Source organism: Burkholderia stabilis, from assembly GCF_001742165.1.
GTDB lineage: Bacteria > Pseudomonadota > Gammaproteobacteria > Burkholderiales > Burkholderiaceae > Burkholderia > Burkholderia stabilis.
Map to the genome: position 1 here is coordinate 819,664 of NZ_CP016443.1, position 15,103 is coordinate 834,766.

General features: G+C 66.7%; 11 protein-coding genes and 1 pseudogene. 3 read left to right on the forward strand and 9 right to left on the reverse strand.

Going from position 1 to position 15,103, the window contains the following annotated elements; all coding sequences use genetic code 11:
• Positions 1 to 65: 65 nt before the first annotated feature.
• The 5 genes and pseudogenes from BBJ41_RS39420 to BBJ41_RS21765 form a co-directional block, all read right to left on the reverse strand.
• Positions 66 to 491, reverse strand: coding sequence for a hypothetical protein (locus tag BBJ41_RS39420; protein ID WP_083281937.1), 426 nt, complete (start codon positions 489 to 491; stop codon positions 66 to 68).
• Positions 492 to 501: 10 nt separating this feature from the next.
• Positions 502 to 831, reverse strand: coding sequence for a hypothetical protein (locus tag BBJ41_RS40540; protein WP_236872156.1), 330 nt, complete (start codon positions 829 to 831; stop codon positions 502 to 504).
• A 45-nt stretch (positions 832 to 876) separates the two neighbouring features.
• Positions 877 to 1,655: pseudogene (locus tag BBJ41_RS39425) on the reverse strand (two-partner secretion domain-containing protein); the annotation flags it as partial.
• A gap of 458 nt (positions 1,656 to 2,113) precedes the next feature.
• The gene (locus BBJ41_RS21760; RefSeq protein ID WP_069748382.1) at positions 2,114 to 2,551 is read right to left on the reverse strand and encodes a hypothetical protein; all 438 of its coding nucleotides are present in this window, start codon (positions 2,549 to 2,551) and stop codon (positions 2,114 to 2,116) included.
• Between the two features lie 80 nt (positions 2,552 to 2,631).
• The gene (locus BBJ41_RS21765; RefSeq protein ID WP_083282054.1) at positions 2,632 to 3,546 is read right to left on the reverse strand and encodes a LysR family transcriptional regulator; all 915 of its coding nucleotides are present in this window, start codon (positions 3,544 to 3,546) and stop codon (positions 2,632 to 2,634) included.
• A gap of 95 nt (positions 3,547 to 3,641) precedes the next feature.
• On the opposite strand from BBJ41_RS21765, the gene BBJ41_RS21770 reads away from it, so the two are divergent.
• Complete coding sequence (locus tag BBJ41_RS21770) at positions 3,642 to 4,079, forward strand: GlcG/HbpS family heme-binding protein (RefSeq protein WP_069748384.1); 438 nt, start codon at positions 3,642 to 3,644, stop codon at positions 4,077 to 4,079.
• Positions 4,080 to 4,083: 4 nt separating this feature from the next.
• A complete protein-coding gene (locus BBJ41_RS21775) occupies positions 4,084 to 4,860 on the forward strand; it encodes an SDR family oxidoreductase (RefSeq protein WP_069748385.1) in 777 nt (258 codons plus the stop codon).
• Between the two features lie 214 nt (positions 4,861 to 5,074).
• On the opposite strand, the gene BBJ41_RS21780 is transcribed toward BBJ41_RS21775, so the two are convergent.
• The 4 genes from BBJ41_RS21780 to BBJ41_RS21795 are packed head-to-tail and all read right to left on the reverse strand — an operon-like array spanning position 5,075 to position 13,605.
• Positions 5,075 to 9,262 carry a bifunctional nitrate reductase/sulfite reductase flavoprotein subunit alpha gene (locus BBJ41_RS21780; protein WP_069748386.1) on the reverse strand — a complete coding sequence of 1,396 codons (4,188 nt, stop codon included), beginning with the start codon at positions 9,260 to 9,262 and terminating at the stop codon, positions 5,075 to 5,077.
• Positions 9,263 to 9,278: 16 nt separating this feature from the next.
• Entirely contained in the window at positions 9,279 to 9,623 is a 345-nt protein-coding gene (gene nirD, locus BBJ41_RS21785) for a nitrite reductase small subunit NirD (RefSeq protein ID WP_014899114.1), read from the reverse strand.
• 38 nt (positions 9,624 to 9,661) lie between these two features.
• Positions 9,662 to 12,259 carry a nitrite reductase large subunit NirB gene (gene nirB / locus BBJ41_RS21790; protein ID WP_069748387.1) on the reverse strand — a complete coding sequence of 866 codons (2,598 nt, stop codon included), beginning with the start codon at positions 12,257 to 12,259 and terminating at the stop codon, positions 9,662 to 9,664.
• A gap of 20 nt (positions 12,260 to 12,279) precedes the next feature.
• On the reverse strand, positions 12,280 to 13,605 hold the full coding sequence (locus BBJ41_RS21795) for an MFS transporter (RefSeq protein WP_069748388.1): 1,326 nt from the start codon (positions 13,603 to 13,605) through the stop codon (positions 12,280 to 12,282).
• Between the two features lie 649 nt (positions 13,606 to 14,254).
• Here BBJ41_RS21795 and cobA point away from each other — a divergent pair.
• Entirely contained in the window at positions 14,255 to 15,016 is a 762-nt protein-coding gene (gene cobA, locus BBJ41_RS21800; protein WP_069750312.1) for a uroporphyrinogen-III C-methyltransferase, read from the forward strand.
• The last annotated feature ends 87 nt before the right edge of the window (positions 15,017 to 15,103 follow it).

Consider the following 15,103-nt stretch of genomic DNA (forward strand, 5'->3'; position numbering starts at 1 on the left):
TGCAACCCACATAAATTGACATACTCAGAACTCAAACATCGAGGAATTTAAACTCAAATACAACATCAAAACTGAGATCGACGCGATGGCTCATCCACTCCCAAAATATGCAATTCGAACTCTGCAGAATCAACACAAATACTTACCGACGATGCAAATCCATGAAGACTTCCCGCCAACTCGTATACCCGCCCGCCTCCACCTTCATCCCCGGCATAATTAAATGGGATTGAACGCTTCCACGACACAGCGCCGTCAACCACCTCATACGGAGTCACAACGAAATCAAACCTTTTAACCCCTCTGAATACCAAGACACAATGCCCAACAAAACCATCCTGATTTTTTTTGCAAAAATCATCCTCTATCACACCAAACACACCAAGCCAATCATTTACATATATATACGCATCCTTCCCATCGAAAAAATGAGCCCCATACTGACAATCAAATGCCGCCAATAAATCCCAGCAGTTTTTTACAATCTTCACTTTATTCCTCTTATTTATTTATAAAAACTATCGTCCGCATCGTTTCATTAGGGATGGGTGAACCATCAGACCTGGAGAAATTCAATCCTTGATACTCAGGAAGAAGCCTCCCCTGATACTCCACATTCAGCCCCAAGGAATCCAACTGATCAGAGGATGGAATCCTCGAGAAATACGGGTTGGCTCCATTTCCATTGATCACAATTCTCTCCCCGGCTTCTGTAATTCGAGCCGCTTCCGGCAAAAAATCCATCATCGAATTCGTACCACCGGCAGACCGTGGAATAAACGGATTATTTGCGACCACCGTCGCCTGACTATTGCTAGGAATATTAGGCATACTTCGAGCGTCCTTTGCGACTGCCATGCCATCGGTTGGCCCCCCAAGCGTGTCGTGATTGACCTGGTTCGCGCCTGCGACAACGTTCAGGCGTTTCGCGTAAATCGCCGCATTGGCCTGTACCGCTCGGGAAATCAGGTCGACCTGATCGACGTTCGCCGCATTGAGGCCGGCCCTTGAACCGTGATGAGGCCGCGGTTGACGTTGTAGCCCGCGAGCGAGCCATCCGCGCCGTAGTACGGCTGTCCGGTGGTCAGCGTCGCGCGGGACGTATTGATGAAGCCGCCGCCGTCCACAACGATGCCGGCCGGGTTCGCCAGCACCACTTCCGCACGGCTCCCGGCAACTTCGACGTAGCCGCGCAGTTGCGACGGATTCGCGCTGTTGACCTGATTGACGATGATGCGCGCGGACTGGCCCGGCCCGAAGTTCGGGTTCCCGTTGATATAGCCGGCCTGCTGCGTATTGACGATCGTCGGCGAGTTGTTGAGGATCGCGCCGTTTTTCTGAACGTCGAACTGGTTGTACGTATTGACCGACACGCCCGCACCCGACGGCTTCGCGATGTTCACCTGCGGCAGCCCGTTTTGCGTCGGGATCACATGGGTGCTGGTGCCGGGCGTCGGCGCGATCTGCGCCGTCGCGAGCTGCGGCGCGGCCGCCAGCGACGCAGCCGCGATCAGCAAGCCCGAACCGCCGAGCGAACGCCGGCTGGCCCGGCTCTCGCCGGATTCGGTTTTCCCCGCGGCAGTCGCCGTCTCTTCGACAGCCACCACCATTCCCCGGAGCCTGGAATACACCAGACGGTACGTCTTCTTGTTCATCGTTCTTTATTGGCGTCTTTTTTAGGCCGATGAACGTTAGCAAAGCAATCGTCAGGAAACCATAGGGCGACTGTCAACAATTGCCAATCGTCGTAAATATGTGAAGCATCTGATTTTTACGACTTGTCTGATTGAAAATTTTATCTTCAGCCAACTCTTATCTTCTCAGGCCGAATAGGCTGAGATTCAGCGCAATTGTTTCCTGGACGTTCTCACATCAGGTACGAATCGCATCGATATCCCGCCCTTTCCCTCCAAGCAGGAAACAGCAAAAAAATGTTGCGTTTAACGATTCTTATCAAGGTGTCGAGTACGACCTCGCATTTTTGAGAAAGAGAAACAACGCATTTCATCTCTACAAGCGAACTCGATTCAAGCATTATCTTGAAAATACCGAATGGCTTTCGCGCCCGAGAAAAGCGAATCATCATCGAGGTAACTATTTTGAATACTCCGCCTCACTTCCCCCGCTCGTGCTCCGCCAACCCGATCGCCTTGTAGTCGTAAGTCGGATAGAACTCCGTCCGATACGCCCCCCACGCCGTATCCTCGAGCACGCGATTGACCTCGCGCAGCCGCGACGCCGGCAGCCGCAGCACGACGATCTGCCCGATCCCCATCGTCACGGTCCAGCTCACCACTTCGACACCCGGCGGTGGAAACGCCTTGTAGAAGCCCTGCTTCGCGAGTTGCTCGTTCAGCTCGGCGAGCGGCCTCGACTGATCGTGCCTGAGAAAGACAGTCAGCAGGATCGCGTTGTCGGGCGTGGCAACAGCCGTGCTCGCCGGCACGGTCGACGTCTGGGCCACGGCCGGCGCGCTGCCGAGCGCGACAGCAGCAACCAGCGATCCTGCGATACCGAGGATCGGAAGCGAAAAGCGAGCGAATCCGGGCATGACGCGACTCCATGGCTTCGTGGACAGAGCCGCCATCATGCGCCGCCCCGCGAATCGCCGCCGGCAGCCGCGCGGCAGGATTACGCCACGTCTGCGCCGGCCCGCTCGCGCAGCACGTCGATGAACGCGCGCAGCTTCGCCGGCACGTGCTTGCGATTCACGTAGTAGAGCCACATCGGCGGCAACGTCCGGCACACGCCTGGCAGCACCTCGACGAGCGTGCCGTCGCGCAGGTCCCGCTCGATGCGCTCGCGCATGAATGCAAACGCAATGCCGACGCCGGCAAGCGCCGCATCGATCACCGCGTCGGCATCGTTCGTCACGAACACGCCTTCCGGATCGAGATCGACGTCGCGACGCCCATCGTGCAGCAGCCACTTGTGCAGGCGCCCGCTCTCCGAAAACCGGAAGCGGATACAGGCATGTTGCTCGAGCGCCGCAATCGACGCAGGTGCGCCGTGCCTCGCCAGATAACCGGGCGACGCGACCAGCGCACACGACAGCGCGGGCGCGATCCGCACACCGATCATCCCCGGCTGCAGCCGGTCGGCGAGGCGGATCCCCGCATCGAACCCGTCCTTCGCGATATCGACCAGTTCGTTTTCGTAGCGGATTTCGAGCCGGACTTTCGGATAGCGCTCGCGGAACACGGTGAGAACCGGCGCGATCACGAGCAAGCGCGCCAGCGGCAGCGCGGTCACACGCAACAGCCCGCTCGGCTCGCTGCGCGCATCCTTCAGCTCGTCGCGCGCCTGCATGACCTGCCGATAGGCGGGCTCCGTCTGCCGCCAGTAGCGCTGGCCGGCTTCCGTCAGGCTCACGCCGCGCGTGCTGCGGTTGAACAGCTTCACGTTCAGCTCGCCCTCGAGCTGCCCGATCGCAAGGCTCACGGCGGCCGGCGTCAGGCCCAGCGCGGCGGCGGCCCGCGTGAAGTTGCCGGCCGTCGCGACGGTCATGAACACGTGCAGCCCGGCCATCGGATCACGTCTGCTCATCATTAAAAAAACTTGAAACTCCTTCGAGCGGAATGCGGATTCTCCCATATACCGCAACTGCCTACACTGGCCCTGTCGTCTCACCGGAGCCTCGAATGGACCCGCTCACCGCCGCGCTGCCGCTCGCAGCCGCCCGACGCACGATCGACGCCGCGCTTGCGCACGCCGCGTCGTTGAAGGTCGCCGGCATCACCGTCGCAATCGTCGATGCCGGCGCGAACCTGCTCGCGTTCGTGCGCACCGACGACTGTTTTCTCGGCGCGATCGATCTCGCGCAGCGCAAGGCGCTGACGGCGGTCCGCTTCCGCGCGTCGACCGGCTCGCTCGGCGCGATGTCGGGCGACGGTCCGCTGCGCGGCATCGAGCACAGTCACGGCGGGCTTGTTACGTTCGGCGGCGGCGAACCGCTCGTCGACGAAAACGGGCGGTACGTCGGCGCGATCGGCGTATCCGGCGGCAGCGTCGACGAAGACACCGCGATCGCCCGGCATGCCCGCGACCGCTTTCAGGCAACCCTTCACACCACAAGGTAGGCACATGGCACAGAAACGCATCCTCATCACCGGCGCGGGCACCGGCTTCGGCCGGGAAGTCGCGCTGCGGCTCGCCGAACGCGGTCACGACGTGACGGCCGGCGTGCGCGTCACGGCCGAAATCGACGAACTGGCGGCGGCCGCCACACAACGCGGCACCGCGCTGCGCGCCATCCAGCTCGACGTCACGTCGGCCCACGACCGCGCGCGCGCGGCCGAGATCGACATCGACGTGCTCGTGAACAACGCGGGTGTCGGCGAGGCCGGCGCGCTCGTCGACCTGCCGGTCGAGATCGTGCGCGAGCTGTTCGACGTCAACGTGTTCGGGCCGCTCGAACTCACGCAGCAGATCGCGCGCGGGATGCTCGCGCGCCGGCACGGCAAGATCGTGTTCGTGTCGTCGATCGCCGGGCTGATCACGGGGCCGTTCACGGGCGCCTATTGCGCGTCGAAGCACGCGGTCGAATCGGTGGCCGAGGCGATGCATGCGGAACTGGCGCCGCACGGCATCCGCGTCGCGGTCGTGAATCCCGGCCCGTACAGCACGGGCTTCAACGACCGGATGATGGAAACGACGCGGCGCTGGCGCGATCCTGCCGTCCACACGGTAACGCCCGAGCGGCTGACGTTCCCGCTCGAACAGCACGACCCGGAGGAGATGATCGCGAAGATGGTCGACGTGATCGAAAGCGACGGCGGCGTGTTCCGCAACGTGCTGCCGCAGTCATCGGAAGCGTTCGTGCGCGCCGAACAGGCGCACGCGTGGGACAGGCAGCAGTGAAGCAGGCAGGCGGCGGCAGGACGGTCACTCGGCATCCGTTGCCGGCGGTTTTGCAGGCAGCCGGTACCGACGCTGGCTAACTAACCGAGCGGTTCGGCGGCTACGCAACTCGGCGGCTGAGCGGCTGAGCGGCTGAGCGGCTGAGCAGCTGAGCAGCCACCGTACCAGGAGGCTGCTCAGCCGACCGGACCGTATCCAGCCGCGCCACCTGCGTTCAATACACGTCGCGCATATAACGCCGCGCCTTCGCGAGCCGCGCGACATAGTCGTTCGCGGCATCGTCCGACATGCCGCCGTGCTCGGCAACGACCGCCTTCAACGCCGTATCGACGTCCTTGGCCATCCGCGCGGCGTCGCCGCACACGTAGAAGTGCGCGCCTTCCTCCAGCCACGCGAACAGCTCGGCGCCCTGCTCGCGCATGCGGTCCTGCACGTAGATCTTGTCGGCCTGGTCGCGCGAGAACGCGAGATCGAGCCGCGTCAGGAAGCCACTGTCGTGCATCGCGCCCAGCTCGTCGCCGTAGTAGAAGTCGGTCTGCGCATGCTGCTCGCCGAAGAACAGCCAGTTGCGCCCGCGCGCGCCGCGCGCCTGCCGCTCGTGCAGGAAGCCGCGAAACGGCGCGACGCCGGTGCCCGGGCCGACCATCACGATCGGCACGTCGCCGTTCACCGGCGGCCGGAAATGCGCGGACTTCTGCACGAACACGGGCACGCGTCCGTCGTCCGCGCGATCGGCGAGGAACGTCGACGCGACGCCTTTGCGCGCACGCCGGCCGTTGTGATAGCGCACGGCCGACACGGTCAGGTGAATCTCGCCCTGGTGCGCGCTCGGGCTCGACGCAATCGAATACAGGCGCGGCTGCAGCCGCTTCAGCATCCCGACCAGCTCCGTGCCCGACAGCTCGACCGGAAACTCGTGCAGCACGTCCGCAAGTTGTTGCCCCCACAACCATTGCTTCAGGTCGCCCTTGCGGTCGTCGCCGAGCAGCGACTTCAGCGCGCCGTTCGCGCTGCGCGACGCGATGAGCGCGAGCGTGTCCGGATGCGGGCGCGTGATGTCGAAGTGGCGCGCGAGCGCATCGCCGAGCCGCACGTCGCCGACGCCTGCGATCGACACCGGCGCGTCGGCCTTCAGCGCGGTGACGGACAGCAGCTCGTCGACCAGCTCCGGGCAGTTGGTCGGCCACACGCCGAGCGCGTCGCCGGTTTCGTATTCGAGGTTCGCGCCTTCGGTCGACAGCGACACATAGCGCGTGTCCTTCGCGGCGCCCGGCCGGTTGAGCCGCAGGTTCGCGACGAGCTTCGACGGCGCCGGATGCGCCTTCGACGGCAACAAGCCGGACGGGCTCATCCCGCCGGACGGCACCGCGTGCAGCGCGGCGTCCGCTTCCTTGATCCGCGCGACGACGCGTTCGAGCCAATGGTCGGCATCGTTCTGGAATTCGACGTCGCAATCGACGCGCGCACACAGGCGTGCCGCGCCGAGTTCCGCGAGCCGCGCGTCGAGCCGGCGGCCATGGCCGCAGAACTGATCGTAGTTGCGATCGCCGAACGCGAGCACCGCGAAGTGCACGCCATCGAGACGCGCGGCGCTGCCGGCCTGCAGCGCGTCCCAGAACTCGCTGCCGTTGTCGGGCGCATCGCCGTCGCCGAAGGTGCTCGTCATCAGCAGCACGTATTGCGCACCGGCGAGCGACGCGACCGGATAGTCGGACATGCACGCGGTGCGGATCTCGAAGCCCGCGTTCATCAGCTGCGTCGCGTAGTCCTCGGTCAGCGATTCGATGTTGCCCGTCTGCGATGCCCAAAGCAGCACGACCTTCGGGCGCGTGCGCACGATCCGCACGCCACCGGACGCGGCGGCATCGGCCGCCAGCGCGGGCATGGCGGCATCCGGCGCGTGCGCGGGCACCGAGCGGCTGAAAAGACCGGCGAGCATCCCGTCGAGCCAGAACCGCACCGCCGGCGCGAGCGGCGCGCTCGCCGGCAGCACGGGCACGCTGCCCTCGCGCCGCCCGGCGCTCGCCTTCAGCCCGCTGACGAGGCCGGCCACGTACAGGCGTTCGCTATCGGTCAGCGGCGGCGGCGCGAGATCGGCGACGCCGAGCGCGGCCGCAAAAGTGTCGATGTCTGCCATGTCGGATTCCTGTGAAGCAGTGGCCTGCACCATCGCCGGCGCGGGCCGCGCGTCGTCGGCGCATGCATCGGGTTGCGCCGTCGCATCGTCGGCGGACGCGAACGCATCCGTCTCGACGCGCCGCAGCGCGACCGCGCAGTATTTCAGTTCGGGTTGCTGCGATTCGGAATCGATCGCGTCGTTGGTCACTGCGTTGATGCACAGGTCGTCGCCGTACACGTCGTTCCAGTGCATCGGCGCGAAGCAGTTGCCGCGCTGCACGCGCTCGGTCACGACGGCCGGCAGCACCGCGCGGCCGCGCGCGGAACGGATCTCGACGCTGTCCTTCGCGGCGATGCCGAGCGCGCTCGCGTCGTCCGGATGCAGCTCGACGAACGGGCGCGGGTTGAGCTTGTTCAGCATCGCGACCTTGCCCGTCTTCGTCATCGTGTGCCATTGATGCTGCAGCCGCCCGGTGTTCAGCACGATCGGGAACGTGTCGTCGGGCAGCTCGGCCGGCGCGACGTGCGGCCGGGCGAAGAAGCGCGCCTTGCCGGACGGCGTCGGGAATGCCAGATGCGGCGCATCGTTCCCGTCGGCGGCCGGGCGCAACGTCTGGCTCACGCCGTCGTTCAGGTAGCGGATCGGGTGCCGCTCGCGCGCGGTGCCCGGTGCGACCGGCCACTGCACGGGCCCGTCGCGCAGCGCCGCGTGGCTCGCGCCGCGCAGGTCGTAGCCGGTCGCGGGATTCGAGAAACGCACGATCTCGTCGAACACGTCGGCCGCCGACGCATAGTCGAACGCATCGCCGAAGCCCATCGCGCGCGCGACTTCCGCGACGATGCGCCAGTCGGGCAGCGCATCGCCGGGCGGCGCGACCGCGGCGCGCATCAGCGTCATGTTGCGCTCGGAGTTGATCATCACGCCATCGCCCTCGGCCCACAGCGCGCCGGGCAGCAGGATGTCCGCGTAGCGGTTGGTCTCGGTGTCGAGGAACGCGTCCTGCGCGATCACGAGCTCGGCCGCCTGCAACCCGGCGATCACGTTCTGCCGGTTCGGCACGGTCGCGACCGGGTTCGTGCAGATGATCCAGCACGCCTTGATGTCGCCGGTCGCCATCCGCGAGAACAGGTCGACGGTGCCCTGCCCGGTTTCCTTGCGCAGCGTGCCGGCCGGCACGCGCCACAGGTTCTCGACGAAGCGCCGGTCGTCGTCGGACGCCACCGAGCGCTGGCCCGGCAGGCCGGGGCCCATGTAGCCCATTTCGCGCCCGCCCATCGCGTTCGGCTGGCCCGTCAGCGAAAACGGCCCGCTGCCGGGTCGGCAAAGCTTGCCGGTCGCAAGATGCAGGTTGCAGATCGCGTTGGTGTTCCACACGCCGTGCGTGCTCTGGTTGAGCCCCATCGTCCAGCAGCTCATCCACTCCTGCGCATCGCCGATCCATTGCGCGGCCGTGCGCAGGTCGGCTTCCGCGAGCCCCGTGATTTCCGCCACGCGCTCGGGCGTGTAGTCGGCGAGAAACGCGGGCATCGCGTCCCAGCCTTCGGTGTACGCGTCGATGAACGCGGCATCGGTGCGGCCGTTCGCGTGCAGCAAGTGCAGCAACCCGTTCGTCAGCGCGAGATCGGTGCCGGGCCGGATCTGCAGGAACAGGTCGGCCTTGTCGGCGGTGCCGGTGCGGCGCGGATCGACGACGATCAGCTTCGCGCCGGCCTTCACGCGATCCATCATCCGCAGGAACAGGATCGGGTGGCAGTCGGCCATGTTCGCACCGATCACGAAGAACAGGTTCGCGCGATCGAAGTCCTGGTAAGACCCGGGTGGGCCGTCCGCGCCGAGCGACTGCTTGTAGCCGGTGCTCGCGCTCGCCATGCACAGGCGCGAGTTCGACTCGATGTTGTTGGTGCCGACAAAGCCCTTGGCGAGCTTGTTGACGAGGTATTGCGCCTCGATCGACATCTGCCCCGACACGTAGAACGACAGCGCATCGGGGCCGTGCGTATCGAGCACCGCGCGCAGGCGGCGCGCCGTTTCGGCGATCGCGTCGCGCGCCGGCAGCGGCACGAGATCGTCCTCGCGCGCGCGGCGCACGAACGCGCGATCGAGCCGCCCGGAGCGGCGCAGCGCGACGTGCGCCGACGAACCCTTCGTGCACAGCCGCCCGAAGTTGGTCGGATGGTCGGAGTCGCCGGACACCTTGACGACCTCGCCATCCTCGACGTGCAGCACCATGCCGCAGCCGACGCCGCAGTACGGGCACACGCTCTTGACGGGGGTGGCGGTCATGCGCGCTCCGGTTCGGTCAGGCCGCGATCCACACGAAACCGTCCTCGACCCGCGACGGATACGCGCTCACCGACTGCTCCGGCGATTCCAGGCACTCGCCGGTACGCAGGTCGAAATGCTGCTTGTACAGCGGCGACGCGACCACGACGCGCTCGCCGAGGCTGCCGATCAGCCCGCGCGACATCACGGCGGCCTGCGACACGGGATCGACGTTGTCGATCGCGAACACGCCGCCGTCGGCATGCGCGACGTGAAACACCGCGACCTGCTCGCCGTTGACGAGCGCGCACACACCGGTATTCGGCACGATGTCGTCGAGCGGGCACACGCGGGTCCAGGACAGGGGAAGACGATCGTTCATGATGGGCTCCTTGGAAAAGACGCTGGTGTCGGTCAGGGTCAAATGGTTGCGGATTCGGTGACGGCCAGCGCCGCGCTTTCGGCGACGACCGGAATCGTCACCGGCTTGCCGCGCACGCGCTCGTCGGGCGTCGCGGGACGGATCTGGCCGCGCGTCTCGACGAATTCGATGTTCGCGTCCGGCGCATCGCTGTTCACGAAGTGACGGAAGCGCTTGCGCGTCTCGGGATCGGTGACGGCCTTCTTCCATTCGCACTCGTAGGTGTCGACCACGTGCTGCATGTCGGCCTCGAGTTCGGCCGCGATCCCGAGCTTGTCCTGCACGACGACGTCGGCCAGGTAGTCGAGGCCGCCTTCGAGGTTGTCGCGCCAGACGCTCGTGCGTTGCAGGCGATCGGCGGTGCGCACGTAGAACATCAGGAAGCGGTCGATGTAGCGGATCAGCGTGTCGCGATCGAGGTCGGACGCGAGCAGTTCCGCGTGGCGCGGCTTCATCCCGCCGTTGCCGCACACGTACAGGTTCCAGCCCTTCTCGGTCGCGATGATCCCGACGTCCTTGCCCTGCGCTTCCGCGCACTCGCGCGTGCAGCCCGACACGCCGAACTTGATCTTGTGCGGCGTGCGCAGCCCCTTGTAGCGATTCTCGAGGTCGATCGCGAGGCCGACCGAATCGTCGACGCCGTAGCGGCACCACGTCGAGCCGACGCACGACTTCACGGTGCGCAGCGCCTTGCCGTACGCATGCCCCGATTCGAAGCCGGCCGCGATCAGCTCTTCCCAGATCGATGGCAACTGTTCGACGCGCGCGCCGAACAGGTCGACGCGCTGGCCGCCCGTGATCTTCGTGTAGAGCCCGTACTTCTTCGCGACCTGGCCCACCGCGATCAGCCCTTCCGGCGTGACTTCGCCGCCCGGCATGCGCGGCACGACCGAATACGTGCCGTCGCGCTGGATGTTCGCGAGGTAGTAGTCGTTCGAATCCTGCAGCCCCGCATGCTCCTTCTTCAGCACGAACTCGTTGAAGCACGATGCGAGAATGCCCGCGACGGCCGGCTTGCACACGTCGCAGCCGAGCCCGTGGCCGTGCTTCGCGAGCAGTTCGTCGAAGGTCGTGATGCCTTCGACGCGGATCAGGTGGAACAGCTCCTGGCGCGAGTGCGGGAAGTGTTCGCACAGATGGTTGTTGACCGCGAGGCCCTGCTTCTTCATCTCGGCCTTCATGATCTGCGTGACGAGCGGCACGCAGCCGCCGCACGACGTACCGGCGCCCGTGCACGTCTTCAATGCGCCGAGGCTCGTCGCGCCGTCGCCGACCGCCGCGCAGATCTGCGACTTCGACACGTTGTTGCACGAGCAGATCTGTGCGCCGTCCGGCAGCGCGTCGACGCCGATCGCCGGCTTCGCCGCACCGTCCGACGACGGCAGGATCAGGAATTCCGGCGACTCGGGCAGCTCGATGCGGTTCAGCATCATCTGCAGCAGCGTCCCGTATTCGGCCGCGTCGCCGACCATCACCGCGCCGTGCAGGAACTTGCCGCAATCCGACACCACCAGCTTCTTGTAGACCTGGCGGCGCTCGTCTGCGTACTGGTACGTGCGGCTGCCGGCGGTCGCGCCGTGCGCGTCGCCGATGCTCGCGACGTCGACGCCCATCAGCTTCAGCTTCGTGCTCATGTCGGCGCCCGAGAACGCGGCTGTGCCAGCGCCGTCCGCGCCGCCGGCGAGCTGCTTCGCGACCACGCGCGCCATGTCGTAGCCGGGCGCGACGAGGCCGTACACCATGCCGTTCCAAGCCGCGCATTCGCCGATCGCGTAGATGTCGGCATCGCTCGTGCGGCATGCGTCGTCGATCGCGACGCCGCCGCGCGGGCCGATGTTGAGCCCGCAGGCGCGCGCGAGTTCGTCGCGTGCGCGGATGCCGGCGGAGAACACGATCATGTCGGCGTCGAGATGCGTGCCGTCGGCGAACGCCATCAGGTGCGTCCCTTCCTCGCCATCGACGATCTCGAGCGTGTTCTTGCCCGTATGCACGGTCACGCCGAGCGCCTCGATCTTCGCACGCAGCATCCGGCCGCCGCCGTCGTCGACCTGCACGGCCATCAGCCGCGGCGCGAATTCGACGACGTGCGTGTCGAGCCCCATGTCGCGCAGCGCCTTCGCGCATTCGAGACCGAGCAGCCCGCCGCCGACCACGACGCCGCGCTTCGCATGCGTGCCGCACGCCTGCATCGCTTCGAGATCCTCGATCGTCCGGTACACGAAGCAGCCGGCGCGATCGTGCCCCGGCATCGGCGGCACGAACGGGCGCGAGCCGGTCGCGAGCACCAGCTTGTCGTACGCGAGCGTTTCGCCCGACGCGAGCGTGACCGTATGCGCGGCGCGGTCGATCGACGCGACGCGCGCGTTCAGGCGCAGGTCGAACTGCGGATGACGCGCGAAGAAGCCGGGTTCGACGAGCGACAGGTCGTCCGCCGACTTGCCCGCGAAAAACTCGGACAGGTGCACGCGGTCGTAGGCCGGGCGCGGTTCCTCGCCGAGCACGGTGACCTGCAGCGCGCCCGCCGCGCCGGCTTCCGCCGCGACGCATTCGAGGAGCTTGTGGCCGACCATGCCGTGGCCGATGACGATGAGTTTCATGGTGACGTTCCTTCGATCGATCAGTTGGCGACGGTGCCTGCGGCCAGCGCGCGGTCGCGCAGCTCGGCTTCGCGCGCCTTGTGTTCTTCGCTGAAGCGCACGGCCATCGCGCACAGCGCGGTCGCGGTGACGGCGAGGCCGAGCAGGCTCAGCGTGTGCTGCACGTCGCCGACGCCCTTCAGCAGGAAGCTCGCGGCGACCGCGCCGACGTTGCCGCCCGCGCCGACGATCCCCGCGACGCCGCCGAGCGCCTTGCGATCGATGAACGGCACCAGTGCGTAGGTCGCGCCGCATGCCATGTGCGTGAACAGGCCGAAGGTCAGCATCGCGACCAGCGCGATGCCGATGCTTTGCGCATGCGAGAACCAGATCAGCCCGAGCCCTTCGCCGACGATCAGCGCGCAGAGGAGCATCGCGCGCACGTCGAGGCTGCGGCGCGCGGCGATCCTGTCGGACAGCCAGCCGCCGAGCGCACGGGCGAACAGCGCGAGCAGCCCGAACAGGCCGACCGCGAAGCCCGCGTCCTTCAGCGACAGGTTGAAGTGATCGACGTAGTACAGCGCGGCGATGTTGTGGATGAACACCTCGACGCCGAAGCACGCGCCGTACGTGACGAACAGCATCCACACGCGATAGTTGCCGCACGCGGCGAAGAAACTCGCCCAGCCGCCCTTCTTGCCGCTGTCGATCGTCACGCCTTCCTTGCGCAGCGCGACGAAGTCGCCTTGCGGGCAGTCCTGCGTGAAGCGCCAGTACGCCCACGCCATCACGAGCATCGCGACGCCCGGCACGACCAGCGCGATGCGCCACGACGAATCGTCGCCGAAGCCGAGCATCAGGCCGGCGGCGACGAGCAGCGGCATCAGCGCCTGCGTCGCGCCCGCGCCCGCGTTGCCCCAGCCGGCCGTCGTCGCGTTCGCGGTGCCGACGACGTTCGGCGCGAACATCACCGACGTGTGGTACTGCGTGATGACGAAGCCTGCGCCGATCGCGCCGATGCCGAGCCGGCAGATCAGGAACGACAGGTAGTCGTGCGTAAACGACACCGCGAACACGGGGATCGCGCCGAGCAGCAGCAGGCCGACGTACACGCGGCGCGGGCCGAAGCGGTCGCACAGCGGGCCGACGAGCAGCCGCACGGCGATCGTCGCGGCCACCGCGGCGATGTTGATGTTGGCGACCTGCGCCGCCGTCAGATGAAATTCGCGTGCGATGAGCGGCATCAACGGCGCGCACGCGAACCACGCGAAGAAACAGACGAAGAACGCCATCCACGTCAGGTGGAACGCGCGCATCGGCGCAGTGCGGAGGCTGAAGAGATCGATACGGGTAGCTTTGTCGGTCATGTCATCCGCCAAACGAAAAACGGCGTCCTGCGCACCCGGTCTCGTCGAGACCCGATGCGTAGGACGCCGTTGCCCATGAAGCCCGTTGCCGGGCGCGTCAGTAATCGGTACTGCGGACGAATCGCCGTTGATTCGCCCGAACCAGCTTACGCAAACGCCGTGCCATGTCTGCCTGAATCGCGCCGACAGCCCCGCCGCGCAAGGCTCGCCGGGCAGCGCGCGGCGCGATCCGGCACGCGCCGCACGATGCGCCGTGATGCAGCAAGGCACAGATGTGGTGCGCTGCAGCACTGTCGCCGTGCGACATCGCGGTGCGCGCTGACGGGGCACGATGCACATCGTTGCGGCATTGCGTCGGGCTGCGCGCGGCGAACGCATACGGGCGCGAGCGGGCCGCGCGGTGTATCGCACCGCGACAGGCCGCGCATCGCGCCGGTTGGCCCGGATATTGCTGAACCTGATGCATCACACCGGCAACGGCGCCGGCGGGCAGTCCCCGCAAACCCGGCGCGCCTTCGATGGCGCGCCCCTCCGGACAACGGCGTCCCCCGTGCGCGGCACGGCCGGATGCCATCCGCTTCGATCGCCCGCCGCCGCCGCGCAGATACGCATTAACGACCGCCGCACGCACGCGGCAATGGAATTCGACATGACGACTGGAAAAGTCACGCTGCTGGGCGCCGGCCCCGGCGATCCCGATCTCCTCACGCTGAAGGCCGTGAAGGCGCTGGCCGCCGCCGACGTGCTGCTGCTCGACGATCTCGTTGCGCCCGGCATCGTCGAACTCGCACCGCAGGCGCGCGTGATCCGCGTCGGCAAGCGCGGCGGCTGCCGCTCCACGCCGCAGGCCTTCATCGAGCGGCTGATGCGCCGCTACGCGCTGCGCGGCGCGCACGTGGTGCGCGTAAAGGGCGGCGACGCGCTGCTGTTCGGCCGCGCCGGCGAAGAGCTCGCGACGTTGCGCGCGGCCGCGATTCCGGTCGAGATCGTCAACGGCATCTCGTCGGGATTCGCGGCGGCTGCGAGCCTCGGCATCTCGCTCACGCACCGCGAGCATTGCCAGGGCGTCACGTTCGTCACCGCGCACCGCCAGGATCACGGCGAACCCGACTGGCCGCGCCTCGCGGCCACCGGTATGACGCTCGCGATCTACATGGGGATGAGCCGCGTCGACAGCATCGCGGCGGGCCTGCTCGCCGCGATGCCCGCTTCGACGCCGGCCGCGGCCGTGCAATGGGCCGGCACGCCCGACGAACGCCGCTGGACCGGCACGCTCGGCCAGCTCGCGCGCGGCATCGACGAAGCTCGGCTCGGCAGCCCGGCCGTGATCCTCGTCGGCGGTGCGATCGGCGAAGCGGCCGTGCAGCATGAGGATGCCGCGCGCGACGCGGCGCTGGTCCGGGCCGCCTAGCATGGTCCGCATCACGCGGCGCCGGCCGCCCGCCTCTTCCGAATCCATTGGCCCCGTTCGCACCGGTCACCGGTCGTGCTCGCGCGG

Coding starts and splice junctions, on each gene's coding strand:
- BBJ41_RS21765 (WP_083282054.1), bottom strand. CDS start 3,546: ATGAGCAGACGTGATCCGATGGCCGGGCTGCACGTGTTCATGACCGTC.
- BBJ41_RS21780 (WP_069748386.1), bottom strand. CDS start 9,262: ATGACCGCCACCCCCGTCAAGAGCGTGTGCCCGTACTGCGGCGTCGGC.
- nirD (WP_014899114.1), bottom strand. CDS start 9,623: ATGAACGATCGTCTTCCCCTGTCCTGGACCCGCGTGTGCCCGCTCGAC.
- BBJ41_RS21760 (WP_069748382.1), bottom strand. CDS start 2,551: ATGCCCGGATTCGCTCGCTTTTCGCTTCCGATCCTCGGTATCGCAGGA.
- BBJ41_RS21770 (WP_069748384.1), top strand. CDS start 3,642: ATGGACCCGCTCACCGCCGCGCTGCCGCTCGCAGCCGCCCGACGCACG.
- nirB (WP_069748387.1), bottom strand. CDS start 12,259: ATGAAACTCATCGTCATCGGCCACGGCATGGTCGGCCACAAGCTCCTC.
- cobA (WP_069750312.1), top strand. CDS start 14,255: ATGACGACTGGAAAAGTCACGCTGCTGGGCGCCGGCCCCGGCGATCCC.
- BBJ41_RS21775 (WP_069748385.1), top strand. CDS start 4,084: ATGGCACAGAAACGCATCCTCATCACCGGCGCGGGCACCGGCTTCGGC.
- BBJ41_RS40540 (WP_236872156.1), bottom strand. CDS start 831: ATGCCTAATATTCCTAGCAATAGTCAGGCGACGGTGGTCGCAAATAAT.
- BBJ41_RS21795 (WP_069748388.1), bottom strand. CDS start 13,605: ATGACCGACAAAGCTACCCGTATCGATCTCTTCAGCCTCCGCACTGCG.